Source organism: Bradyrhizobium betae (assembly GCF_004123905.1).
GTDB lineage: Bacteria > Pseudomonadota > Alphaproteobacteria > Rhizobiales > Xanthobacteraceae > Bradyrhizobium > Bradyrhizobium betae_A.
On sequence record NZ_MZXW01000021.1, the window covers coordinates 181,119 to 205,116 of the forward strand.

18 protein-coding genes and 2 pseudogenes are annotated in these 23,998 nt (G+C 63.6%); 13 read left to right on the forward strand and 7 right to left on the reverse strand.

Annotated elements, in window-relative coordinates; genetic code table 11:
- Position 1: 1 nt before the first annotated feature.
- Positions 2-1,390, reverse strand: coding sequence for an MFS transporter (locus B5V03_RS19065; protein WP_129271942.1), 1,389 nt, complete (start codon positions 1,388-1,390; stop codon positions 2-4).
- 172 nt (positions 1,391-1,562) lie between these two features.
- Here B5V03_RS19065 and B5V03_RS19070 point away from each other — a divergent pair, with 172 nt between their 5' ends.
- Together B5V03_RS19070 and B5V03_RS41535 are read left to right on the forward strand one after the other, a co-directional pair.
- Complete coding sequence (locus B5V03_RS19070; RefSeq protein WP_129271943.1) at positions 1,563-2,624, forward strand: isocitrate/isopropylmalate dehydrogenase family protein; 1,062 nt, start codon at positions 1,563-1,565, stop codon at positions 2,622-2,624.
- A 71-nt stretch (positions 2,625-2,695) separates the two neighbouring features.
- Positions 2,696-2,851, forward strand: coding sequence for a hypothetical protein (locus B5V03_RS41535; RefSeq protein ID WP_164988122.1), 156 nt, complete (start codon positions 2,696-2,698; stop codon positions 2,849-2,851).
- Positions 2,852-2,855: 4 nt separating this feature from the next.
- Here the strand turns inward: B5V03_RS41535 and B5V03_RS19075 are convergent, their stop codons facing one another.
- Both B5V03_RS19075 and B5V03_RS19080 read right to left on the reverse strand, forming a co-directional pair.
- Positions 2,856-3,950, reverse strand: a complete 1,095-nt coding sequence (locus B5V03_RS19075; protein ID WP_129271944.1) for an amidohydrolase family protein — start codon at positions 3,948-3,950, stop codon at positions 2,856-2,858.
- Between the two features lie 244 nt (positions 3,951-4,194).
- A complete protein-coding gene (locus B5V03_RS19080) occupies positions 4,195-5,970 on the reverse strand; it encodes an adenylate/guanylate cyclase domain-containing protein (RefSeq protein WP_129271945.1) in 1,776 nt (591 codons plus the stop codon).
- Between the two features lie 334 nt (positions 5,971-6,304).
- Between B5V03_RS19080 and B5V03_RS19085 the strand changes: the two genes are divergently transcribed.
- Positions 6,305-6,658, forward strand: a complete 354-nt coding sequence (locus tag B5V03_RS19085; protein ID WP_129271946.1) for a UBP-type zinc finger domain-containing protein — start codon at positions 6,305-6,307, stop codon at positions 6,656-6,658.
- A gap of 237 nt (positions 6,659-6,895) precedes the next feature.
- Here the strand turns inward: B5V03_RS19085 and B5V03_RS19090 are convergent.
- Positions 6,896-7,246: pseudogene (locus B5V03_RS19090) on the reverse strand (SDR family oxidoreductase); the annotation flags it as partial.
- A gap of 118 nt (positions 7,247-7,364) precedes the next feature.
- On the opposite strand from B5V03_RS19090, the gene B5V03_RS19095 reads away from it, so the two are divergent.
- A complete protein-coding gene (locus B5V03_RS19095) occupies positions 7,365-8,387 on the forward strand; it encodes a Bug family tripartite tricarboxylate transporter substrate binding protein (protein WP_245502269.1) in 1,023 nt (340 codons plus the stop codon).
- 127 nt (positions 8,388-8,514) lie between these two features.
- Here the strand turns inward: B5V03_RS19095 and B5V03_RS19100 are convergent, their stop codons facing one another.
- Positions 8,515-9,258 carry an SDR family NAD(P)-dependent oxidoreductase gene (locus tag B5V03_RS19100; protein ID WP_129272039.1) on the reverse strand — a complete coding sequence of 248 codons (744 nt, stop codon included), beginning with the start codon at positions 9,256-9,258 and terminating at the stop codon, positions 8,515-8,517.
- 145 nt (positions 9,259-9,403) lie between these two features.
- Here B5V03_RS19100 and B5V03_RS19105 point away from each other — a divergent pair, with 145 nt between their 5' ends.
- The 5 genes and pseudogenes from B5V03_RS19105 to B5V03_RS19120 all read left to right on the forward strand — a co-directional run bounded on the left by B5V03_RS19105 (position 9,404) and on the right by B5V03_RS19120 (position 15,594).
- Complete coding sequence (locus B5V03_RS19105) at positions 9,404-10,174, forward strand: methyltransferase domain-containing protein (RefSeq protein ID WP_129271947.1); 771 nt, start codon at positions 9,404-9,406, stop codon at positions 10,172-10,174.
- A 199-nt stretch (positions 10,175-10,373) separates the two neighbouring features.
- The gene (locus tag B5V03_RS19110) at positions 10,374-11,387 is read left to right on the forward strand and encodes a DctP family TRAP transporter solute-binding subunit (RefSeq protein ID WP_129271948.1); all 1,014 of its coding nucleotides are present in this window, start codon (positions 10,374-10,376) and stop codon (positions 11,385-11,387) included.
- A gap of 260 nt (positions 11,388-11,647) precedes the next feature.
- Positions 11,648-11,998 (forward strand): annotated as a pseudogene (locus tag B5V03_RS42920) (TRAP transporter small permease); the annotation flags it as partial.
- Between the two features lie 234 nt (positions 11,999-12,232).
- Positions 12,233-13,516 carry a TRAP transporter large permease gene (locus tag B5V03_RS42925; protein ID WP_245502275.1) on the forward strand — a complete coding sequence of 428 codons (1,284 nt, stop codon included), beginning with the start codon at positions 12,233-12,235 and terminating at the stop codon, positions 13,514-13,516.
- A gap of 146 nt (positions 13,517-13,662) precedes the next feature.
- Positions 13,663-15,594: an alkyl/aryl-sulfatase gene (locus B5V03_RS19120; protein WP_129271949.1), complete on the forward strand. Its 1,932-nt coding sequence runs from the start codon at positions 13,663-13,665 to the stop codon at positions 15,592-15,594.
- A 268-nt stretch (positions 15,595-15,862) separates the two neighbouring features.
- Here the strand turns inward: B5V03_RS19120 and B5V03_RS19125 are convergent, their stop codons facing one another.
- Positions 15,863-16,933, reverse strand: coding sequence for a glycosyltransferase family 4 protein (locus tag B5V03_RS19125; protein ID WP_129271950.1), 1,071 nt, complete (start codon positions 16,931-16,933; stop codon positions 15,863-15,865).
- Positions 16,934-17,234: 301 nt separating this feature from the next.
- Between B5V03_RS19125 and B5V03_RS19130 the strand changes: the two genes are divergently transcribed.
- Genes B5V03_RS19130 through B5V03_RS19145 form a run of 4 tightly spaced genes read left to right on the forward strand, consistent with a single transcriptional unit; the run spans position 17,235 to position 23,150 of the window.
- The gene (locus B5V03_RS19130) at positions 17,235-18,998 is read left to right on the forward strand and encodes an ABC transporter ATP-binding protein (RefSeq protein ID WP_129271951.1); all 1,764 of its coding nucleotides are present in this window, start codon (positions 17,235-17,237) and stop codon (positions 18,996-18,998) included.
- A gap of 57 nt (positions 18,999-19,055) precedes the next feature.
- Entirely contained in the window at positions 19,056-21,260 is a 2,205-nt protein-coding gene (locus B5V03_RS19135; protein WP_129271952.1) for an amylo-alpha-1,6-glucosidase, read from the forward strand.
- Positions 21,261-21,279: 19 nt separating this feature from the next.
- Entirely contained in the window at positions 21,280-21,816 is a 537-nt protein-coding gene (locus B5V03_RS19140) for a PRC-barrel domain-containing protein (protein ID WP_164988124.1), read from the forward strand.
- Positions 21,817-21,839: 23 nt separating this feature from the next.
- A complete protein-coding gene (locus B5V03_RS19145) occupies positions 21,840-23,150 on the forward strand; it encodes an MFS transporter (RefSeq protein WP_129271953.1) in 1,311 nt (436 codons plus the stop codon).
- 36 nt (positions 23,151-23,186) lie between these two features.
- On the opposite strand, the gene B5V03_RS19150 is transcribed toward B5V03_RS19145, so the two are convergent.
- Positions 23,187-23,897: a helix-turn-helix domain-containing protein gene (locus tag B5V03_RS19150; protein WP_164988125.1), complete on the reverse strand. Its 711-nt coding sequence runs from the start codon at positions 23,895-23,897 to the stop codon at positions 23,187-23,189.
- Positions 23,898-23,998: the final 101 nt, after the last annotated feature.

The window sequence follows — 23,998 nt, forward strand, 5'->3', positions numbered from 1 at the left end:
TTTACTTCACCGCCAGCCGCAGAAAACTCATCACACTGCCGAGCGCGGCAAAGCCTGCGCCGAGCGAGAGCGCGACGGTTGCGCCATCGTGACCGGCAAGCGCGAAGCAGAGCGCAGCGAGCGCCGCGCCCGTCGTCTGTCCCGTCAGCCGCGCGGTCGCGACGATGCCGGAGGCGCTGCCGCTGCGGTGGGGCGGCGCGCTCGACATCACCGCCTTCATGTTCGGCGCCTGGAAGAAACCAAAACCCATGCCGCAGATCACCATCCGCCAGATGATGTCGGGGATCGCAGGATTGGCCGGAAGCATCGCGAGCAGCGCCATGCCGAGACCGAGCAGCACGAGGCCGATGCCGCCGAGCAATCCCACTGCGTAACGATCGGACAGGCGGCCGGCGATCGGCGCCATGATGCCGACCACCAGCGGCCACGGCGTCATGAAGAAGCCGGTCTCGACCTGCGAACGTCCGAGCACGTCCTCGAAATAGAACGGCAGCGAGACGAAGGCGAGGCCCTGGACCGCGAAGGAGCACACCGCGGTTGCCGCCGACAGCGCGAACATGGGCCGGCTGAACAAATCGATCGGCAGCATCGGCGCGGGGTGATCGGCATGGCGCCGCGTCAGGATGAATCCGAGCGCAAGGGCCGTGACCAGTTCGATGCCCACGACGACAGGCGACAGATTATGCGCGGCGCTACCGATGCCCGTGATGAACAGGCCGAGGCAGGCAGATGCGAGGACCGCGCCGAGAAAGTCAAAGCCGTGATCCGCGCGCGGCGTCTTCGGCAGCATCGCAAAGCCGATCCCGGTCGCGACTAGGCCGAACGGGATGTTCACGGCGAACAGCCACGGCCACGGTCCGAGCGCCAGGATCGCGGAGGCGACCGAGGGTCCGACGGTGAAGGCGGTCGCGACCACCAGCGCGTTGTGGCCGAACCCGCGGCCGAGCATTCGTCCAGGATAGACGAAGCGCACCAGCGCGGTGTTGACGCTCATGATGCCGCTGGCCCCGAGGCCTTGCAGCGTGCGCGCGACCAGAAGGCTGTCCAGCGACCACGCCACCGCGCAGAACAGCGAGGCGATGGTGAACAGGATCAGGCCGCCGAGATAGATGCGCTGGTGTCCGACGATCTCGCCGAGCGCGCCTAACGGCAGCAGCGTCGCCACCAGCGCGATCTGGTAGACGTTGACGACCCAGACCGACTGCTCCGGCGAGACATGCAGGTCGGCGGCAATGGCGGGCAGCGCGATATTGGCAATGGCGGTGTCGAGCGAGGCCATCGCCAGCGCGGTGAAGATCGCAGCGATCGCCCAGCGCCGCTGCGCGGCCGGCAGGCCATCGGACATGGTGTGGTCGGGCTCGCGCGCGGCGGCGGGTAACGTGATTGTCATTGCGTTCGCGCGTTGCTCCGGCAGCGTGACTAAAGAGGGCTTTTGGCATGTACTACGCCGGGGCCCGCTTCCACAGGTACAAGCACGCATGCACTGTATGCGCGAAGACAGGGCGAAGCGGCCTCGCGCCGGCGTATGATCGCGCCAGCAGTTGCAATTTCAGGGGATCGCCATGCAAATCGTCGTTCTGCCCGGTGACGGCATTGGACCGGAGATCACGACCGCGACATCGGGCGTGCTGCGCGCAGCCTCCGAGCGCTTCCAGCTCAATCTGCGGCTGGAGGAGCACGCGGTCGGGCACGCGAGCCTGAAGCTATCAGGCACGACGGTGCGTCCTGAGCTGCTCGACATCGTCCGCGCCGCCGACGGCCTGATCCTGGGGCCGACCGCGACGTTCGACTTCAAGGACGAGGCGCATGGCGAGATCAATCCGTCCAGGCACTTTCGCAAGAACCTCGACCTCTACGCCAATGTCAGGCCGGCACGCACCTACGCCGGGCGGCCCGGCCGGCTCGGCGATTTCGACCTCGTCGTCGTCCGCGAGAACACTGAAGGGTTTTACGCCGACCGCAACATGGAGCAGGGCAATGGCGAGATGCTGGTCACGCCTGACGTCGTGATCTCGCTACGCCGGATCACGCGTCTGTGCTGCGAGCGCATCGCGCACGCTGCCTGCCGTCTGGCGATGAAGCGCCGAAAGCACCTCACCATCGTGCACAAGGCCAATGTGCTCAGGATCGGCGACGGCATGTTCCTCGACATCTGCCGCGCGGCGGCGAAGGACTATCCCGGCCTCGCAGTCGACGACATCCTCGTCGACGCCATGATGGCCCATGTGGTGCGCAACCCCGATCGCTTCGACGTCATCGTCGCCACCAACATGTTCGGCGACATCCTGTCGGATCTCACGGCTGAGCTGTCAGGCAGCCTCGGTCTCGGCGGCTCGCTCAATGTCGGCGACCGCTATGCGATGGCGCAGGCCGCGCACGGCTCGGCGCCTGATATCGCGGGGCAGGACGTCGCCAATCCGGTCTCGCTGATCCTGTCGACAGCGTTGCTGCTTGCCTGGCACGGCGAGAAGACCGGCGCCGTGCGCTACGAGGAAGCCGCGCATGCGATCGAGGCGGCGGTGGCGAAGGCGCTTGGTGAGGGCCGGGCGACACGCGACGTCGGCGGCAGGCTCGGCACGATCGCGGCGGGGGCTGCGATTGCGGAGATCCTGCAGGCGGAGTAGGGGCCTCACAAATTTTTTCGTCGTTCAAGACAAAAAGTCGAAAAACAACCCCATGCACAGTAGAAGGCCCCTTGATCAACAAGGGTTTTTCGAACCGCGTCGCGACGACATGCGCGGCCGTCATGATGTTGACCCGTCGGGCAAAACACTGGCATGATGTCATCGTGGCAGCGACCGGCAGCAAGGCCCAGGCACTGGCCGAATCCGCGCCACGCTTTTCAGGATGATGCTCTAGGCTTGCAACCGCGGAATGAGACGTATCGCGTTCTCATGGCCGATCGCATCGAGATCCCCTGTCGAGAGGCCGAGCTTCTGCAACTGCTCGAACTGGCCAAGGCCGAAATACGGATAGTCGGTGCCGTAGGTGATCTGGGAGGCGGGGACCAGCTTGAGCAGCGCGGCCATGGACGGCGCGAAAGTCGCATTCGCGGTGTCGTAGTGAAGCCGGCGTAGCTCGCCCTCGATCCCGTCCGGCGCAAATTCCTTCAGGTCGGGCCGCGCCCCATAGAACGAATTGATGCGCCCGGCCATCATCGGGATCGTGCCACCGGCATGCGAGAACAGCCATTTGATGTCGCGGTGTCGGGCAAATGAGCCGCTGAGCAGAAGGCTGGTCACGGTGCGTGTGGTGTCGTGCGGGACTTCGATCACCGCCGGAAATGTGCCGACGCTGAGCGCACTACAGCAACTCGCGACCAGCGGATGCACATAAACGACAGCCTTGCGACGGTTCAGTTCTTCCAGCACCGGCCTGTAGGCGGCATTGCCCAGCCATTTGTCGCCGTAGCTGCTTTGCAGCCCGATCCCGTCCGCCTTCAGCGTGTCGAACGCATATTCGATCTCCCTGAGCGTGGCATCGATGTCCAGCATCGACAAGGTCGCGAACAGGCCGAAGCGGCCCGGATGCTCGCGCATCATCTCAGCCGCGTATTCGTTGCAGACGCGCGCAAGCCGGCCGGCCTCCGCCGGCCCGAGGTCGAACCATACGCCCGGCGTGGAGGCGATCGACAGGATGCCTGTACGTATGCCGTTGCGGTCCATGTCCTCGACGAGTTTTTCGCGGGTCCAGGCGACCTGGCCGGGAAAGTGCGGCTGCTTGCGAGCGTCTTCGTAGCCAAGCCAGAGCTTTTGATATTCAGGCGGATAGAAATGAAGGTGGGTATCGATCAGCGACGGTCTGGTCTGTCCGTGGACCGCAATGGCGGGGACGGCCGAGGCAAGGCCGAGTGCACCGACGCCCGCGAGGAAGCTCCGGCGCGACGAGGACGGGCCGCAGCAGTCGGGGCAGGGCTGATGCCCTCGCGATGTCCGATCCCACATGTTCATGTTGCGCGTCTCCCGTGACGAATTGGCAGAGGCATGGCCTGTCGTGCTTCGTCCGTGATTGTTGGGGATTGGAATGTGCCGACTTTTCGTTGCGAAGCGATGTCTCTCGTCTCGCGATCGCCAGCAACTTTATGTGAACGCGACGCGAGCTTTACGCTGCGGATCGAGGCCTTGGCAGGCACTCAAGCCCGTCGGATTCATCCTCCATCGTGACAAGAGCTTCGTTGTTCTCAGAATCCCGCTGTCACTCGGGGAGGCCTGCCTTTTCCAAGCCGCTGATGTAAAGATCGGACATGCGCTGATCCCGAAACACGCTGCTGCGGGAGTTCCGAAGACTCGAACTCGGCTGAGCCTGGAGGAGATCGGCGATCGCGGCGCGAGCTTCGTTCAAGCGACCAAGGTGTGCGAAGGCTGCGGCTCGGTAGCGGCGCGCGACGTTGTGGGTCGGCACCTCCACCAGGATACGGCCTGTGATCGCCACGGTCTCCTCGAAGTGGCCAGCAAAGAAGTGGGCTACAGCAAGCCCGAGCATTGGAAAATAGCTCTTCGGATCGATCGGGCTCAGCCGCCGCGCCTCTTCGAACTGCTCTATGGCTTTGAGACTCTCGCCAAAATAGTTGTACACCCACCCGCAAAACGAACGGACATGAACGGAGTTTGGGTGGATCGCGAGAGCACGGTCCGCAAGCTCGAGGGATTGCTCGAACCGCACGCCAACCGTCGAATAGGCCCAGGCCGCAATGGCAAGAATCGTGGCGTTCGCGGGATCAAGAGTGACGGCTCTCGCCGCGAGGTCGGCGGCTTCGGCCGTTGCAGCCGATTTGTTCGCCACCCAGCCGTTGAGCGTCATTCGTACCAGGCACTCCGCAAGGGCCGCGAGCGCTTCGGCGTAGGCTGGATCGAGCGCCACCGCGCGACGCAGCAGGGTTTCAGCCTCCGCGAACCCCTCTCGCGTATAGGCATTTATGGCGGGGAGCGCACGGAGGAGCAGGTCGTAGGCGTCCAGGTTGTCGGTCGGCTTCCGCTGGGCGCGCTCAATCTCGGCCAGGCGAACGCTTGGTTCGATCGCTACCACGACCGAAGCGGTGATCCTGTCCTGTAGATCGAAGATGTCCGCGAGATCCCCGTCGAAGCGGTCAGCCCAGAGATGCCGCCCTGTTGCGGCCTCGATCAACTGTCCCGAGATTCGGACCCTCTGTCCCGCCTTCCGGATCGAGCCTTCGACAAGGTAGCGCACACCGAGTTCATGCCCGACTTGGCGAGCGTCAACGGGCCTGCCCTTGTAGATGAATGACGAATTGCGAGCGATGACGAACAGCCATCGCGTGCGGCTTAGGGCTGTGATGATGTCCTCAACGATACCATCCGCGAAATAATCGGTCTCATGGTCGCCCCCAAAATTCTGGAAAGGTAACACCGCGAGAGAGGGCCTCTCCGCCTGGGACCGACCCGTTGCGGAGCCAATCGACCTCTCCGCGACGACGCTCCCATGGTTCGCCACTCCCCCGATCAGATAAGCTCTGACCGGGCGCTGGATGTTCTTGAGATCCCGCTCGCCGAGGTCGATGACGTCGTGATTCAATCTGTTGCGAACTTGATCGTATGCGGCGGCTGAGATGCAGATGCCATTTGGGGCCGAGATGCTTTCGAGCCTGGCCGCGATGTTGACCCCGTCCCCCATAAGGTCGCCATCGTCTTCTTCAATGATCTCGCCGAGGTGGATTCCGATGCGAAATTCGATGCGACGGTCAGCTGGCAAACTCGTATTGCGATCCGGCATGGCCGCATGGATGTCGAGCGCACAACAGACGGCGTCGCTCACGCTTCTGAATTCGGCCAAGAAGCCGTCGCCCGTCCACTTGAACTCGCGGCCGTGATGGGCTGCAACGGTTGGATCGAGGTGTTCGCTCCGAAGTGCCCGAAGCCGCGCCAGCGTGCCATCCTCGTCCGTGTTCGTCAGACGACTGAAGCCGACGACATCAGCGGCAAGGATCGCGGCGATCTTTCGGATTTCGGCCATACCGTGCTCAGTGAATCCAAAGGTGGGGCTTACCACGCTTTTCTCTACACGGGACCGCCCTGTATGCGTCCACCAGGGACCGCTCAGCTTAGCAGGTGGTTCCAGAGCATGTCGAGGTCCGTAGGATGGGTAGAGCCCTTGCGAAACCCATCATGTTTCAACTTGGATGCTCTCGATCGGTCGCTGCGCTCTCCCCTCCCTACGGAGTGCGGGCCGGCGCAACGTTGACCTGTCCGACAAAACATTGGCAAGGTGCGGCCGTGGCGGAGATGTGGACGAGATCGCCGCGCGAATGTATCTGCGATGACCGCGAGCCGCTTCAGCGAGTTGACCTATGACGTCTGAGAGGGATGGCATCAACCTTGCCGCCAAGCCGAGCGGAACGGGCTGCGTGGAATGCTCGGCGGCGGGCGGGTGGTGGTTTCATCTTCGCAGATGTGTCGAATGCGGTCACATCGGCTGCTGTGACGCATCGCCCAATCAGCATGCCTCGAAGCACAACGCGGCGACTGGTCACCCTGTCATCACGAGCTTCGAGCCGGGCGAACGATGGTTCTACGACTATCGCACAGGAGAGGCTTTCGCCGGCCCGAAGCTTCTGGGCCCGCACGCGCATCCGTCGGATCAGCCGGTGCCGGGACCGGATGGGGTGGTGCCTCCGGACTGGCAAGCGCGGCTGCATGAATAGGGGTAGCTTTTTCGGCGTTGGCTCGTGGCCGACCTTCCAAGCGTGTTTCGCAGAGGGGCGGCTTCTGAGCCCTGGCGGCCGCGACGCGTCATGTTGGATGCTGTCGCTGGGCTCTGCCCTTCCTCAGGGTTAAGGCTCGTGTCCCGGACGCGGTGCGGCACGAAGTGACGCGCCGCAGAGCCGGGACCCAGAATCGCTTGTTGATGCCATTCGAACATGCAATCTTACGTAGCGCAACTGATACCTCCGTAGCCCCCCATCCACCGGGATCACCGTGCCCGTGATGTAACGCGCCACCGGTGACGCCAAAAACACCACGAGCGCCGCAAGATCCTCCGGCTCGCCCCAATAGCCGACGGGAATCTCTTCCTCCGCAAAGCGCTCGCGATAGTCCGGCGCGTAGTTGCGGCGGATCTGTTCGCTCATGATGCGGCCGGGCGGGATGCAGTTGATGGTGATGCCGTGCTCGCCGATCTCACGCGACAGGCCCTCCGGCTCGGACTTGCCGGTGATGTAGACGATGCGGCCCGATTTGCGTGCGATCATCCGGGGCAGCAGCGCATGCGTATGTCCGCTTCGAGACGTGAAGCAGACTTACGCGGGCAACTCCGGTATCTCGCCTTTTGCCCCAAAGCTGTCATCTGGAGTATTTGACCGCGAAGGTCACCCTTTGGGGTGATTGCAGCTCACGATAGTTGGTTTATCGTTGCCGCTTTATCCGCCGCTGGGGGTAGCAATGATATTGCCATCTCGTCGCGAAGTTTTATTTGGCGCCGGCAGCTTGGGTGCGCTCACGCTAACTTCTTCAGGCGTGAGAGCCGACACGTACCCGGCCCGACCGATCCGCTTGGTGGTGCCGTTCGCCGCCGGAGGCTCAAACGACATCATCGCAAGACCTTGGGCAGACAGAATAGGATCTTCGTTTGGCCCCGTAGTCATAGAGAACATTGCTGGCGCGGGGGGAGCCGTTGGCTGCGCCTCGGTTGCTCATGCGCCTGCTGATGGCTATACGCTTTTGCTCGGCAATGCCGGAAATCAGGTCGTTATACCGCTCGCCTCAACGCGCCCGAGCTACGACAGTGCGAGAGATTTTCGGGCGATCTACAGGCTCGTCTCCAGTGGCCTGGCCTTCGCAGTCCACCCTTCACTTCCTGTCAAGGACCTGGGAGAGCTTGTCACATATGGCAAAGCGAACCCGGGCAAACTCTCATATGGCTCGGCCGGGGTCGGCACGACCAATCAGCTTGCTGGCGAGATGTTCAAATCACAAGCTGGACTTCCCGACATCGTTCACGTGCCTTACCGAGGTGCGGCGCCAGCCACCAATGACTTGCTCAGCGGTCAGCTGCCCCTGATCGTTGCGGTCATGACAGGCCAACTGCTTCAACTTCACGAAAGCGGTAAGCTCAGGATACTGGCGGTGACCAACGAACGGCGCATGGCCGGTGCACCCGATATACCGACTGCCATCGAGAGCGGAATGCCTGATCTCAAATTCGATGGCTGGTTCAGTTTATTTGCGCCGAAGGCGACACCCGAGCCGATAATCAGCCAGCTGGCTCAAGCAACGCGCAAAATCATGTCAAACACGTCGTTGCTCGAAACGTATCGGGCTGAGGTGCTGGAGCCTGATAGAGACTCCAGCCCAGAGAAGGCGCAGCAAATAGTACAACGGGAAGTCGAGCGGCTTTCGCCACTGATAAAATCAATACAATTGAAACTCGAATGAGCCATGATGGTCCTGTCTGCTCCTGGCTCAAAGCCGACTCGTTCGCACCGGGTTCATGCTATCCGCGGCCGAGAGCAGAGCGGACACGGCATGCTTTCGTCGGCTGATCGGACCCAGCAGGCCCGCCCTAAAACTGATACCTCCGCAATCCCCCGTCCACCGGGATCACCGTGCCCGTGATGTACCGCGCCACCGGTGACGCCAGGAACACCGCGAGTGCGGCAAGGTCCTCCGGCTCGCCCCAATAGCCGACCGGGATCTCCTCCTCCGCAAAGCGCTCGCGATAGTCAGGCGGATAGTTGCGGCGGATCTGTTCGCTCATGATGCGGCCGGGCGGGATGCAGTTGATGGTGATGCCGTGCTCGCCGATCTCGCGCGACAGGCCTTTGGCCCAGGCGTGCACGGCGGCTTTCGCGGCGAAGGCGGCGTTGAGGCCTTCGGGCTCGGACTTGCCGGTGATGTTGACGATGCGGCCCCATTTGCGTTTGATCATCTGCGGCAGCAGCGCGTGCGCGATGCGGCGATAACTGGTGAAGTTCAGCGCGATCGCCTCGTCCCATTGGCTGTCGGGCGCATCGACGGGGAGGGGGCGGCTGCCGCCGGCATTGTTGATGAGGATGTCGACATGGCCGAGCTCCTTCACGGCGAACGCCGCGATCCTCTCGGCTGCGTCCGTCGCCATCACGTCCTGCTCGAGCGGCGTGATCAAGCCGCCGCCGACTTCTTTCACCAGTTCGGCGAGCAGGTCGGTGCGCCTGGCCACGCCGACGATGCGCACGCCTTCGGCGGCAAGGCCCTTGGCGATGGCGCGGCCGATGCCGATGCTCGCGCCTGTCACGACAGCGGTTTTCGATTTGAGCCCGAGGTCCATGGTCACACGCTTTCTTGTTTCGGCTTTTGATTATTGGTGCTCGTTTCCTGCCCTGTCCCGCCCGGCTTGAATTGCCTGTGCCGGACGAGCAGTGGTAACCAAGAGCGAGGTTGAAGGAAACACGAAAAAGAAAAGGCGTCGAACGATGGTCTGGGATCCGCAGCAATATCTAAAATTCTCCGGCCACCGGCTCCGGCCCGCCGTCGACCTGTTGATGCGGATTCCGGATGTTGGACCGCGCACGATCGCCGATCTCGGGGCCGGCGCCGGCAACGTGACAAAACTGATCAAGGAGCGTTGGTCGGATGCGGCGGTGACCGGCGTCGAGGGCTCGGCCGAGATGGTCGCCGCCGGCCGCAAGGCGGCGCCTGACGTGGAATGGTCGCACGAGGACCTCGGCCATTGGCGCCCGGCCAGCCAATACGATGTGGTCTATTCCAATGCCGCACTGCACTGGCTGCCCAATCATGCGGCATTGTTTCCGTCGGTGATGGAGAAGGTCGCGCCCGGCGGCATGCTCGCGGTGCAGATGCCGCGCAACTTCCTCGCGCCGTCGCATGTGCTGATTGGTGAGACCGCGCTCGACGGTCCGTGGCGGTCCAAGGTCGAGCATCTCGTCACCCTGCCGCCGGTCGAGGCGCCGGCCTTCTATCATGATCTGCTGGCGCCGTTGTCGGAGAACGTCGACATCTGGGAGACGGAGTATCTTCAGGTGCTCGAAGGCGACAACCCTGTGAAGGAATGGACCAAGGGGACCTGGCTGACGCGCTATCTCGATATTTTGCAGGGCGAGGAGAAGGCCGCGTTCGAAGCGGCATATGGGATGCGCGTCGCCAAGGCGTACCCGAAGAATGCCGCGGGGCAGACGCTGTTTCCGTTCCGGCGGCTGTTCATGGTGGCCCAGCGCAAGGGCTGATGCGACCTTCGCAATGCGACATAAGCGCTCGCTCCCCTCGGAGGGAGCGGGTGCCGGGTTGCGTCGAGCGCAGCCGTCAAGATAGCTTGCCTGCGGCAAATTGGGCTTAGGTCTAGTTGTTTGGGTGGCGGATTGCTGCCACTACTGAAACCGTAAAACAAAAAAGACCCGGTTTTAGAGGTTGTTGGGAGGTTGGTTCATGCGCAAGCTGCTTCTCGCGGTCGCGGCCGCGGCTATTTTCGTGGCTCCCGCCTTGGTTCCTGATCTGGCCCAGGCTCAGACCCCTGTTATCATCAAGTTCAGCCACGTCGTCGCCAACGACACCCCGAAGGGCAAGGGGGCGCTGAAGTTCAAGGAGCTCGCCGAGAAGTACACCGACGGCAAGGTCAAGATCGAAGTCTATCCGAACTCCTCGCTCTACAAGGACAAGGAGGAGATCGAGGCACTCCAGCTCGGCTCGGTGCAGATGCTGGCGCCCTCGACCGCAAAGTTCGCGCCGCTCGGCATCAAGGAATTCGAGGCGCTCGACCTGCCCTGGCTGTTCAAGGACGACGCGACCTATTCCAACGCGATGAAGGGTACCATCGGCAAGTGGCTGTTCCAGAAGCTCGAGGCGAAGGGCATCACAGGCCTCGCTTATTGGGACAACGGCTTCCACATGGTGTCGTCGAACCGAGCGCTGATGAAGCCGGAGGATTTCAAGGGTCTGAAATTCCGGATCTCAGGATCGAAAATCGCCGATCAGTATTTCCGCCTGATGGGCTCGATCCCGCAGATCATGGCGTTCTCGGAAGTGTATCAGGCGCTGCAGACCGGCGTGGTCGACGGCTGCGAGAACACCGCGTCCAACTATCTGACGCAGAAGTTCTACGAGGTGCAGAAGGACATCACCGTGTCCTATCACGCCCATCTGCAATATGCCGTCATCGTCAACTCGAAATTCTGGAACGGGCTGCCGCCAGATATCCGCGCCCAGGTCGAGAAGGCGATGGCGGACGCAACCGAATACACCAACCAGATCGCGCATCAGGAGAACGAGGACGCGCTGGCCGAGATCAAGAAGGCCGGCAAGACCACGCTGCATTATCTCAGCGACGCCGATCGCAAGGCGTGGCAGGAAGCGATGCGGCCGACTTATACCTGGGCCAAGGGCCGGGTCGGGCAGGAAGTGCTCGATCTCGTCGCCAAGGAACTCGACGTCAAGATGAACTGACGCGTTTTCCCGGAGAATAATACCAACGGTCGGGAGTGTGGGCACTCCCGACCGTTTCGCATCGATAGGGGGACTTTGATTTGCTTCGCGTGCTCAATTCGGCGCTCAATCATCTCGAAGAATGGTTGATCGCGACGCTCATTGCGGCTGCAACCGGCCTGATCTTCATTGCCGTGGTGCACCGTTACGGCGCCGGCGAATCGATCGTCCTCTCCAGATGGGCGGCCGCGCACGGAATGAGCTGGCTCGCGTCGCTGTCGATGGCGGTGTTCACCTTCCTGTCCGAGCTCGATCTGTCCTGGGCGCAGGAACTCTGCATCTACATGTTCATCTGGATGGCGAAGTTCGGCGCGGCCTATGGCGTGCGCACCGGCATCCATGTCGGCGTCGATCTGCTCGTCAACCGCCTGCCCGAACATTCGCGCAAGCACGTGATCCTGTTCTCGCTGCTCTGTGGCGCGCTGTTCACCGGCATGATCGCCGCCTTCGGCGCCTCCTTTGTCAGCGAGATGTTCAAGACCGGCCAGCAGTCCAACGATCTGGAAGCGCCGATGTGGTTCGTGTATCTCGCGATCCCGCTCGGCTCCGGCCTGATGTGCTTCCGTTTCCTTCAGGTCTGCTGGTCCTACTACTGGACCGGCCATCTGCCGCATCATGACGAGAGCCATGTCGAGGGCGTCGAGGCTGATGGCTCGCCGGCGCTGCATCCGCAGCCGGCTGGTGCTGCGACCAAGGCTGCCGCGCGAAAGGTTTCGCCGCTGGGCGTCATCCTGATCATGGCGCCGATCCTGATTTTTATGATGTGCCTTGCCGAAAAATTTGGCGTGGTGGTGCTGCCGCACTGGATGCGGGCCGCGACTGTCTTTGCGCTGCTGATCGCGCTGATGCTGACCGGCATTCCGGTCTCGATCGCGCTCGGCCTGACCGTGATGACGTTCCTGTTCACGCTGACCACGGTGCCGATCGAAGCCGTCTCGATGAAGCTCTTCACGGGCATCGAGGGCTTCGAGATCATGGCGATCCCGTTCTTCATCCTCGCCGGAAATTTCCTCACCCATGGCGGCGTCGCGCGCCGCATGATCAATTTCGCGACCTCGCTGATCGGGCACTGGCATGGCGGCCTTGGGCTGGCCGGCATCGTCGCGTGCGCGATGTTCGCGCTGGTGTGCGGCTCGAGCGTCGCGACTGTCGCTGCGATCGGCGCCATCGTGCTGCCCGAGATGGTCCGCCACGGCTATCCGATGCGCTTCGGCGCCGGCATCATCACTGTTGCCGGCTCGCTCGGCATTTTGATGCTGCCGTCGATCCCGAAGATCGTCTACGCGGTCTCGACCAATACCTCGATCGGCGCGCTGTTCGTCGCGGGCTTGCTCCCCGGCATGCTGCTGACGACAATGCTCTGCATCGTCACCTGGTGGCTCGCGCGCAAGCGTGACTATCCGCGGATGGCCAAGGCGAGCTGGAGCGAGACCGCCCGCACGTTCCGCGAGAGCATCTGGGGCCTGATGCTGGTCGTGATCATCATCGGCGGCATCTATAGCGGCCTGTTCACCGCGACCGAGGCAGCCGCGATGGCCGCGGTCTACTCCTTCGTCATCGCGGTGTTCGTCTACAAGGCGATCAGAATCGTGGACGTGCCGCGGGTGCTGCTGCGCGCCGCCAACACCAGCGCGATGCTGCTCTACATCGTCACCAACGCAGTGTTGTTCTCATTCGTGCTCTCCAACGAAAACCTGCCGGCAACGCTCGCCGACTGGATCGCCGCGCAGAATCTCGGCTGGGTCGGCTTCCTGCTGGTCGTGAATATCCTGCTACTGCTCGCCGGCAATTTCATGGAGCCGAACTCGATCATCCTGATCATGGCGCCGATCCTGGCGCCGGCGGCGAAGAAGCTCGGCATCGACCTCGTGCATTTCGGCATCGTGATGGATGTCAACATGGAGGTCGGCCTCTGCCATCCGCCGGTCGGATTGAACCTCTATGTCGCATCCATGATAGCGCGAATGCGGATCACCGATCTCGCGGTCGCGGTGATGCCATGGCTGATCACCATGCTCGGCTTCCTCGTCATCGTGACCTACTGGCCCGATTTGACGCTGTGGCTGCCGAGGGTGCTGGGGATGCATTGAGAGGCTATGGAGGTTCTTACCCTCCCCTAGCCCCCTCCAGGGGAGGGTAAGATCCGCGTGGCGCGAGCTGAGCGCGAAGTGCCCCCGATGGCAATCGGCCGCGAGATGCGGTTAGATGTCGCGCAACAGTCCGGGAGGACGTGGAGATGACCGAGATTTCCAGCAGCGAGCCGAAGGACGCAACGGCGTCTGTCATCGCGCAGCAGACGGCGATGCTGAACGCGCTGCCGTTTTCCGACACGCGGGATTTCGACGATGCCGCGCGCGGCTTTCTCGGCACGATCGAGAACGCAGAGATTACCAACCCACAAGGGCGAACGGTCTGGAGCCTGAAGCCGTACGGCTTCCTGTCTGACGAACAGGCGCCGCCGACGGTCAATCCCAGCCTGTGGCGGCAGGCGCGGCTCAACATGCAGCACGGGCTGTTCGAGGTCGTGCCCGGGGTTTACCAAGTGCGCGGGCTAGACATTGCCAACATGACGCTGATCGAAGGTGACCGCGGCGTCATCGTCGTGGATACGCTGACCTCGATCGAAGGCGCGCGTGCCGCACTCGATCTCTACTTCAAGCACCGGGGCGTGCGGCCGGTTGCGGCCGTCATCTTCACGCACACCCACACCGATCACTGGGGCGGCGCACGCGGCGTGCTGGAGGAGGATGCGCTGGCAAGTAGCCGCGTGCCCATCATCGCACCAAATCTGTTCATGGAGCATGCCGTCTCCGAGAACATCATCGCAGGGCCGGCGATGCTGCGGCGGGCGCAATATCAATTCGGCCCGTTCCTCGCCAAGGGCGTGCGGGGGCAGGTCGACAACGGGCTCGGCAAGTCGATGGCGGCGGGCGCGGTGGCGCTGCTGCGGCCGACCGATCTGATCATGGCGACCGGCGAGAGGCGCGTCATCGACGGCGTCGAATTCGAATTCCAGATGGCGCCGAACAGCGAAGCGCCAGCGGAGATGCATTTCTTCATCCCGCGTTACAAGGTTTTGAATCTCGCGGAAAACTGCACGCACAATTTCCACAATCTGCTGCCGTTCCGCGGCGCCGACGTGCGCGACGCGCTGGCCTGGTCGAAATATCTGGGCGAGGCGCTCCAGCTTTGGGACGGCAAGGCGGAGGCGATGTGCGGGCAGCATCACTGGCCGGTGTGGGGAGCCGAGCGCATCGGCACCATGATCCGGCAGCAGCGCGATCTCTACAAATTCGCGCACGACCAGACCATTCGCCTGATGAACCATGGCCTCACCGCCCCCGAGATCGCCGAGACGATCCAGCTGCCGAAGAGCCTCGACGGCGCCTGGCACGGCCGCGGCTATTACGGCCACATCCGCCACAATGTGAAGGCGATCTACCAGAAATACCTTGGCTGGTATGATGCCAATCCGGTCAATCTCGACCCGCTGCCGCCGGTGGCGTCGGGCAAGAAATACGTCGAGTACATGGGCGGCGCCGACGCGATTTTGACGCGAGCGCGGACCGATTTTGACAAGGGCGAATTCCGCTTCGTCGCGCAGGCGCTCGGTCATCTCGTCTTTGCCGAGCCTGACAACGCGGCGGCGCGCGCGCTGCTGGCCGATACGCTGGAGCAGCTCGGCTATGCCGCCGAGAGCTCGACCTGGCGCAACGCCTATCTGTTCGGTGCGCAGGAATTGCGCCAGGGCATGCCGAAAACGCCGCCGCGCCCGCCGATGCCGCGGGAGACGCTGGCAGCACTTCGCACCGGGCAGCTCTGGGACGTGCTCGGCATCCGCCTCAACGGTCCCAAGGCGGAAGGCAAGCACATCGTGCTGAATTGGAGCTTTTCGGACACCGGTGAGACGTTCGTGCTCAATCTCGAGAACTGCGCGCTGACTTATACCGAGGGCGTGCAGGCGGTAGGCGCCGATGCCAGCTTCACGCTCGCGCGCGCGACGCTCGATGAGGTGATTGCGAAACTGACGAGCTTTCCGGAGGCGGTGGCTGCCGGCAAGGTGAAGCTATCGGGCAATCCGATGCGGCTCGCCGAGCTGATGGGCCTGATGGACGAATTCCCGCGGATGTTCGAGATCGTGGAGCCGAAGCGGGCGGTGGTGGTGTAGGGCGCTGCAACTGCCGCACATTCTGTCATTGCGAGCTCTTGCGACGAAGCAATCCAGAGTCTTTTCGAAGAGGCAGTCTGGATTGCCCCGCTACGCTCGCAATGACGAGGAGGAGAGAGTGGGGCGTCCCACACTCGGTGTCATCGCCCGGCTTAGACCGGGCGATCCAGTATTCCAGAGACCGCAGTGCTTGAGCCGGGAAGCCGCGGCGTACTGGATGCCCCGGTCAAGCCGGGGCATGACAGTGTGCCCTAAGGTAGAGCGACCTTTACTCCGCGCTGCTCACCAGCTTGATCCGCGGTGCCTGGGCTTCCTGCAAACTGCGATACGCCGCGAGATAATCCAGCGCCATGCGCCGCGCGGTGAAGCGCTTCTCGAATTGCTTGCGGATCGCGGCACGGTCGAGCTGCGGCAGTCGCTTGACGACGCCGGCGGCGCTGAGGATGTCCTCGACCACGAAGCCGGTGAGGCCTTCGTCGATGATTTCCGGCACCGAGCCGCGGTTGAAGGCGATGACCGGCGTGCCGCAGGCCATGGCTTCGATCATGACGAGGCCGAACGGCTCCGGCCAGTCGATCGGCAGCAAGAGGCCGAGCGCGCCGCTGAGGAAATCGGATTTCTCGTGATCGCCGATCTCGCCGATGAAGTCGACCAGCGGATTGTTCGCGATCATCGGCTTGATCAGCTCGTCGTAATAGTCCTGGTCGGCGCGATCGACCTTGGCGGCGATCTTCAGCGGGATGCCGCAATGCATGGCGATCTTGATGGCGCGGTCGACGCCTTTCTCGGGCGCGATGCGGCCGAGCACGGCGAGGTATTCCTGTTTCGCCGGCTTCGGCGTCAGCAGATTCTCCGGCAGGCCATGGTGGATCGTCGTCACCCAGTTCGCCTGCGGCACCGGCCGCCGCTGCGCGTTCGAGATCGAGATGACAGGCATTTTTGAAAAGGTGTTGAACACCGGCTGATGCTCGGGCAGGTCGAGCCGGCCGTGCAGCGTGGTCAAAAACGGTGTCGGCTGCCGGTGGAACAGCGACCACGGATAATAATCCAGATGGAAGTGGAGGAAGTCGAACTCCTCGTCGTCACATTTCTGCCGCACGCGCTCCAGCAGCACCATGTGCAGCGCGTTAGGATCGCGCACGGAACCGTCGAGGCGAAGCGCCCGGGGCCATAATGCGTCGAGCTTCGCCGACGTCTGCGAGTCGCCGCTGGCGAACAATGTCACGTCGTGTCCCAGGGCAACCAACTCTTCCGTCAACCAGTGCACCACCCGCTCGGTGCCGCCATACAGCTTGGGTGGAACAGCCTCCGTCAACGGAGCTACCTGCGCGATGCGCATCTCACCTTCTCCTCTGTGCGAACATGGAAGTCAAAACCCCCGCCGTGTCACGGCACCGGCATGCCAGTTGAGGGAACGTTCTCGCAATTGCGAAGTTCCTTCAATGAACGTTACTTCTTCGACACACTGCGGCTTGGTCGCGATGCTGCCATCACCTCAACTCAGATCGCCCGCATCCGCATGTCGTGATGGCTTTGCCCGGGAACCGAGGCGAAGCGGTCGATGTTCAGTCGACAGCCAAGAAAGTCGATGTTCAGTCGACAGCTAAGAAAATTGAAAGCATAACGGGGTTCGCAGCTACATGGATCATCTTTCTGGATACGCGCGCAGGCCATTTGCCTTTGTCTTGCGCTATCTCCGCCGCCGTTTGGCATCGCATCTCGTGATCCTGAGCGCTGTCGTTGCAGCCGTTGCCTGCTCCGTGGGCACGCAGTATGGCGTCAAATCGCTGGTCGACAGTCTGTCCGCGGGAACCTCGCATGGCGCCAGCGTATGGCTGGCATTCATTCTGCTCATGTCACTGATCGCGGCTGACAACTTCTTGTGGCGGGTCGCGAGCTGGACGGCGAGCTTCACTTTCGTTCGGGTCACGGGCGATTTGCGCCGCGACATCTTTCGACATCTGACCGGGCATGCGCCGAGCTATTTCTCGGACCGGATGCCGGGCATGCTCACCAGCCGCATTACCGCGACATCCAACGCCGTGTTCACGGTCGAGAACATGTTCGTCTGGAACGTGTTGCCGCCGTGCATCGCCACGGTTGCGGCCATCGGGCTGATTGGAACCGTCAGTCCCTATATGGCGCTCGGCCTGATCGTGATTGCGGGCGGCATGGTGGCGGCGATGTTCCGGCTCGCTGCGGCCGGCAAGCCGCTGCATGACGACTTCGCCGACAAGGCCGCCGTCGTCGACGGCGAGATGATCGACGTCATCAGCAACATGCCGCTGGTCCGTGCCTTCTGCGGCATCAGCCACGAGCACGAACGGTTCGATGCGACGGTGAACCGGGAACTCACCGCGCGCGGGCGCAGCCTGCGCTATCTGGAGAAGCTGCGGCTCATTCACGCCGGCGTGACCGTGGTCCTGACGGTGGCGCTGATGGCCTGGGCGATCACGCTATGGCAGCAGGGCGAGGCGACCACGGGTGACGTCGTGCTGGTCTGCACGCTGGGCCTGTCCATCCTCAATGCGACGCGCGATCTTGCGGTGGCGCTGGTCGACGTCACCCAGCATGTCGCGCGGCTGACCGAGGCCATCGCGACGCTTTTGATTCCGCATGAATTGCGCGACCACCCCGAGGCCGAGCCGCTGGTGAAGAGCGGCGCCGCGATCGCGTTCAACAACGTCACGTTCGGCTATCCCGGCGGCGAGAAGATCTTCGAGCGCTTCAGCCTGCGGCTCCAGCCCGGCCAGCGCGTCGGACTGGTCGGCCAGTCCGGTGGCGGCAAGTCGACGCTGTTCACACTGCTTCAGCGCTTCTACGATCCGGACGAGGGTAGCGTGACTGTCGACGGCCAGGACATCGCGATGGTGACGCAGCTGAGCCTGCGCGAGGCGATCTCGGTCGTGCCGCAGGACATTTCCTTGTTCCATCGCTCCATCCGCGAGAACATCCGTTACGGCCGGCCGAACGCCACCGACGATGAGGTGTTGCGCGCGGCGATTGCGGCGCGCTGCGATTTCATCGACAGCCTGCCGGAGGGCCTCGACACCATGGTCGGCGACCGCGGTGTCAAGATGTCAGGCGGCCAGCGCCAGCGCATCGCGATCGCGCGCGCCTTCCTGAAGGACGCGCCGATCCTGCTGCTCGACGAGGCAACAGCCGCGCTCGACAGCGAATCCGAGGAGGCGATCCGCGAGGCGCTGTCGCGGCTGATGCGTGGCCGCACCGTGATCGCGATCGCGCACCGGCTTGCGACGCTGCGCAATTTCGATCGTGTGATCGTGTTGAAGGGTGGTAAGATCATCGAGGACGGCTCGCCCGAGCGTCTGATGCAGGGCCACGGGCCCTACCGCGAGCTGGTGACGCAGGAAATGAGCCGGCTCGCGCAAGCCGCCGCGTAAACCCAACAGTCGCGTTAGCGTTGGTCGCGTCTCGAAACAGGAGCAGGGGAGCCGCTCATGGCAGCCGAAGTCGTCACCAAATTCGTCTCCGTGGCGCGGACCGTGGAGCAGGTCGCGGAGCAGCCGTTCTATATCCCGATGACCGGTCCTGCTGCCCGGCCGCGCCGGTCGCTCAAGCATGACGATACCTTCATCGTGCTCGACAGCCACGGGGACATCGGCGCGTCTGCCGGCGGTCCCGATGGGCTGTTCAACTACGACACGCGCTACCTGGCGCGGCTCGAGCTTGTCCTGAACGATCTCCAGCCGCTGCTGCTCGGCTCGAACCTGCGTGACGACAATTCGGCGCTGACCGTCGATCTCACCAACCCCGACATCTACCGTCAGGGCAGCCTCGTGCTGCAAAAGGACCTGCTGCACATCGTGCGCACGATCTTCCTGTGGCGCGGCACCGCCTATCAGCGCATCGGCGTGCAGAACCACGGCGACCGGCGCGCCAGCTTCGAACTGACGCTGCTGTTCGACAACGATTTTGCCGATCTGTTCGAAGTTCGCGGCGAGCGGCGCCCGCGCCGCGGCACCGGCGCCAGCAAGCTGCTCGGTCCGACCGACGTGCTGTTCGAGTATCGCGGCCTCGACGATGCCCAGCGCACGACAGGCCTGCATTTCGATCCGCGCCCCACCCGGCTTTCGGTCAACGCGGCGACCTGGCAACTCGAGCTGGACCCACACGAGTCGAAATCGCTGTTCGTGGCTGCGTCCTGCAACCGGCCGCTCGAAGAGAGGCCTGCGCGCTTTTTCAGGGGCCTGCTCGCCCATCGCCGCGAGATGCGGCAGTCGACGATCGGAGCGGCCAGCATCGAGACCTCCAACAACATCTTCAACGAGGTGCTGTGCCAGGCCATGGCCGACCTCAACATGCTGATGACGGAAACGCCGCAGGGCCGTTATCCCTATGCTGGCATTCCCTGGTATTCGACGACGTTCGGGCGCGACGGGCTGATCACCGCGCTCCAGATGCTGTGGGTCGATCCGCGCGTCGCCAAGGGCGTGCTCAGGCGGCTGGCGCATTTCCAGGCGAGTGCGGTCGATCCGCTCGCCGACGCCGCGCCCGGAAAGATCCTCCACGAGATGCGCGGCGGCGAAATGGCGGCGCTGCGCGAGGTGCCGTTCTCGCAATATTACGGCAGCGTGGATTCCACGGCGTTGTTCGTGCTGCTCGCCGGAAGCTATTTCGAACGCACGGGCGACGTAGAGACGTTGATGGAGTTGTGGCCCGCCATCGAGGCGGGGCTGGCGTGGATCGACGGCCCCGGCGACCCTGATAATGACGGGTTCGTCGAATATCAGCGCGCCACCGAGAAGGGGCTCGCCAACCAGGGCTGGAAGGATTCCTATGACGCGATCTTCCATGCCGACGGCCGGCTCGCGGAAGGCAATATCGCGCTCGCGGAGGTTCAGGGCTACGTCTATATGGCCAAGCAGCTCGCCGCGCGTTGCGCACTGCGGCTCGGCAAGCCGGAGTCCGTGCGCAAGCTCGAGGCCGAGGCCAAGGCGCTCGCCGAGCGCTTCGAGAAGGCGTTCTGGTGCGAGGAGCTCGGCACCTATGCGCTCGCGCTCGACGGCAAGAAGCGGCCCTGCAAGGTGCGGACATCCAACGCGGGGCAGGTGCTGTTCAGCGGCATGATCCGGGAGGACCGCGCCCGTCTCGTCGCCGCCGATCTGATGCAGCCGCATTTCTTCTCGGGCTGGGGCATCCGCACCGTCGCTGTGGGCGAGGTGCGCTACAATCCGATGTCCTATCATGACGGCTCGATCTGGCCGCACGACAATGCGCTGATCGCGCTCGGGCTTGCGCGCTACGGCCTCAAACATTCGGTGGCGCATGTCTTCAAGGGGCTGTTCGACGCCGCCAGCTACATGGATCTGCGCCGGTTGCCCGAATTGTTCTGCGGCTTCCGGCGCGAGAAGCGGCGCGGCCCGACGCTCTACCCCGTCGCCTGCGCCCCGCAGGCCTGGGCCAGCGCGACGCCATTCACCTTGCTGGAGGCGGCGCTCGGTATCGAGTTCGACGTGGCGCGCTGCGAGATCCGCCTGCGCAACCCGCATCTGCCGGCCTTCCTGAACGAGGTCATCCTGCGCGATCTGCGCCTCGGCGAATCCGCCGTGGATCTGCGCGTCAGCCGCCACGGCGACGACGTGGCGCTGGAAGTGCTGCGGACGCGTGGCCAGATCCAGGTGTCGATCGTGCTGGCGCGCTAGCTGCGCGCAAGGAGGGACCATGCGTACGATCGGAGCGTTGATCCTGAGCTTGGCAACCGTAGCGGGCTTGACGATCGCCGTATCGCGCGCGGCCGAGGAGCCGCCTGCGGTAGCCCCGACGACGCCCCCGAGCGAAGCGAACGCACCGGCAACGGTGCAGCCGCCGGCCTCGACCGTGCCTGTCACACCGAAGGATGCCGCGCCGCCGCCGTCGGTGACGATCATCGGCGCAAGCGATGCCCATGGCGTGCTTGGCCGCGATGTGCGCAGCGCCGCTGATGAGGACATGGGCCGCATCGTCGACGTTGTCGTCGACCGCACCGGCCATGTGCGCGCCGCTGTGATCGATTTCGGCGGCTTCCTCGGCGTCGGCAGCCGCAAGATCGTGGTGGATTGGAACGCCATGCGGTTCGGCAAGATTGTCAACAAGAAGGACAGCATCACGCTGGAACTGACGAAGGCGCAGGTCGCGGCCGCGCCGGAATACAAGGAAGACACGCCGATGGTCGTGCTCGGCGCGTCCGGCAGCCTGCAGCCGCTGCAAGCGATCCAGTGAGGTGCGGGGAGGGCTGACCGCCTGTGCTCTTGTCGAAGCCGAACCGTGCAGATCGCGACAGGCGCGTTGAAAAGGACAACGTCGCCGCGCCGCCGCCTGCGGGCATGCCGGCGCCGTCGCGCCAAAGCCTGCGCGGTCTCGACTGGTTCATCTTTTTCCTTGCTGATGTGCAGACCGGGTTCGGTCCCTTCATCGCGGTTTATCTCACGACGCAGAAATGGACCCAGGTCGAGATCGGCCTGGTGCTGTCGATCGGCGGCATCGTCGCACTGATCGGGCAGATGCCGGGCGGTGCCATCATCGATGCCGCGAAATCCGAGCGGCTGGTCGCGGCCCTCGCCATCGTGACGATCGGCGGTTGCGCGTTGGCCTATGCGGCGATGCCGATCTTCCCGGTCGTCGTGGCGGCTGCCACGCTGCATGCGGCGGCCAGTTGCGTGCTGGGGCCTGCGATCGCGGCGATCAGCCTTGGTCTCGTCGGTCCTTTCGCGATCGGCGAACGGCTCGGCCGCAATGCGCGCTTTGCATCGCTCGGCAACGGCGTGGCCGCCGCGGTGATGGGCACCGCCGGCTATCTGCTGTCGAGTCGCTCGGTGTTCCTGGTCACCTTCCTGCTGGCGATCCCGACCCTGATCGCGCTGTCGCGGATTCGCGAGGAGGAGGTGGATATCGCGCGCTGCCACGGCGCGATGCCGCGCGAGGCGGAGGACCGTGGCGATACTAATATCTGGCATTTGATCCGGCAAAAGCCGCTGATCGTTTTTGCGCTGAGTGTCTTGCTGTTGCAATTGGCGAACGCCGCGATGATGCCGCTGATGGCAAGCGCCGTGACCGCGCGGTCGAGCCAATGGGCGACGGTGCTCGTTGCCTTTTGCATCGTCGTGCCGCAGGCGATCGTGGCGCTGCTATCCCCTTCAGTTGGACGCAAGGCGCAACTCTGGGGCCGGCGTCCGCTGCTGCTGATCGGGTTCGCCGCGCTGACGATCCGCGGCGTCCTGTTTGCAACCGTGCGCGATCCCTATCTGCTGGTGCTGGTGCAGGTGTTCGACGGTTTCACTGCCGCGGTGTTCGCGGTGATGATCCCGCTGATCGTGGCCGACGTCGCGTTCGGCAGCGGCCACTTCAATTTGGCGCAGGGGATCGTCGGCACGGCAACGGGCATCGGTGCGTCGCTGAGCACCGCGCTCGGCGGCTATGTCAGCGACAAGTTCGGCAATGCCACGGCCTTCGTCGGGCTGGCGAGCATTGCTGCGACGGGGTTTCTTCTGATTCTGCTGGTGATGCCGGAGACGCGGCGCACGGGCATGGTCGTAACAAAACAAATGGCCGGCTGAATGAAGTCAGCCGGCCAAAGTGGGCGGAACGAAAGATCAGGCGTCGAGATGGTGCAGGCGCGCCCGGTTGCGCAGCACGATCTGGCGTGCGCCGGAGAATCCCAGAATTCCCTGGGCGTGAAGCTGCGACAGCGCGCGCGACACGGTTTCCAGCGTGAGGCCGAGATAGTCGCCGATGTCGCGGCGGCACATCGGCAGCGCCATCATGCCGGCGACGGCGAGGCGGCGGTCCATTTCGAGCAGGAAGGTCGCAACGCGCTCCATCGCGGTCTTGCGGCCCAGCAGCAGCATGTGGTCTTCGGCGTGGCGCAGCTCGCCAGCCGTCATCGCCCAGAGCTTGCGGGCGACCAGCACGTCGGTGCCGGCGGCCTTCTCAAGGCTCGCGCGCTTCACGAGGCGCACATGGGTGTCGATGATGGCTTCAGCGGCAAGGCGGTGAGTGGGGCCGGATTCGAGGCCGAACACGTCGCCGGGTAGATGGAAGGCGCCGATCTGGCGGCGGCCGTCGGAGAGAAGCTTGTAGCTGCGCACCGCGCCTGACACGACCTGGTAGACATATTCGGCTGGCTCGTCCTCGCCATAGATCTCCTCGTCCTTGCGGTAGGAGAACTCGGTGGCGACGAGGCCGGCATGACCGGTGATCGCGCCGAACTGGTCGGAGACGGGATGGGCAGGGGGATGAGCAGGTGCGATCTTGCCACGAACTTGCGTGTTGATCGCCTGGGTGTTGAGCGTCTGGGTCAGCATCTGCGCCATCTCCGTTGTGATGACGCTTTGGTACGCGGTAACGGGTGCTTCGAAAATTTCGCGCGATATCTTAGGGAGGTTTACCTACGTATAACCCCGTA

Excerpts from the sequence above, each read along its gene's own strand:
- B5V03_RS19065 (WP_129271942.1), bottom strand. The coding sequence starts at position 1,390 with ATGACAATCACGTTACCCGCCGCCGCGCGCGAGCCCGACCACACCATG.
- B5V03_RS19070 (WP_129271943.1), top strand. The coding sequence starts at position 1,563 with ATGCAAATCGTCGTTCTGCCCGGTGACGGCATTGGACCGGAGATCACG.
- B5V03_RS19075 (WP_129271944.1), bottom strand. The coding sequence starts at position 3,950 with ATGAACATGTGGGATCGGACATCGCGAGGGCATCAGCCCTGCCCCGAC.
- B5V03_RS19080 (WP_129271945.1), bottom strand. The coding sequence starts at position 5,970 with ATGGCCGAAATCCGAAAGATCGCCGCGATCCTTGCCGCTGATGTCGTC.
- B5V03_RS19085 (WP_129271946.1), top strand. The coding sequence starts at position 6,305 with ATGACGTCTGAGAGGGATGGCATCAACCTTGCCGCCAAGCCGAGCGGA.
- B5V03_RS19100 (WP_129272039.1), bottom strand. The coding sequence starts at position 9,258 with ATGGACCTCGGGCTCAAATCGAAAACCGCTGTCGTGACAGGCGCGAGC.
- B5V03_RS19105 (WP_129271947.1), top strand. The coding sequence starts at position 9,404 with ATGGTCTGGGATCCGCAGCAATATCTAAAATTCTCCGGCCACCGGCTC.
- B5V03_RS19110 (WP_129271948.1), top strand. The coding sequence starts at position 10,374 with ATGCGCAAGCTGCTTCTCGCGGTCGCGGCCGCGGCTATTTTCGTGGCT.
- B5V03_RS42925 (WP_245502275.1), top strand. The coding sequence starts at position 12,233 with ATGCGGGCCGCGACTGTCTTTGCGCTGCTGATCGCGCTGATGCTGACC.
- B5V03_RS19120 (WP_129271949.1), top strand. The coding sequence starts at position 13,663 with ATGACCGAGATTTCCAGCAGCGAGCCGAAGGACGCAACGGCGTCTGTC.
- B5V03_RS19125 (WP_129271950.1), bottom strand. The coding sequence starts at position 16,933 with ATGCGCATCGCGCAGGTAGCTCCGTTGACGGAGGCTGTTCCACCCAAG.
- B5V03_RS19130 (WP_129271951.1), top strand. The coding sequence starts at position 17,235 with ATGGATCATCTTTCTGGATACGCGCGCAGGCCATTTGCCTTTGTCTTG.
- B5V03_RS19135 (WP_129271952.1), top strand. The coding sequence starts at position 19,056 with ATGGCAGCCGAAGTCGTCACCAAATTCGTCTCCGTGGCGCGGACCGTG.
- B5V03_RS19140 (WP_164988124.1), top strand. The coding sequence starts at position 21,280 with ATGCGTACGATCGGAGCGTTGATCCTGAGCTTGGCAACCGTAGCGGGC.
- B5V03_RS19150 (WP_164988125.1), bottom strand. The coding sequence starts at position 23,897 with ATGCTGACCCAGACGCTCAACACCCAGGCGATCAACACGCAAGTTCGT.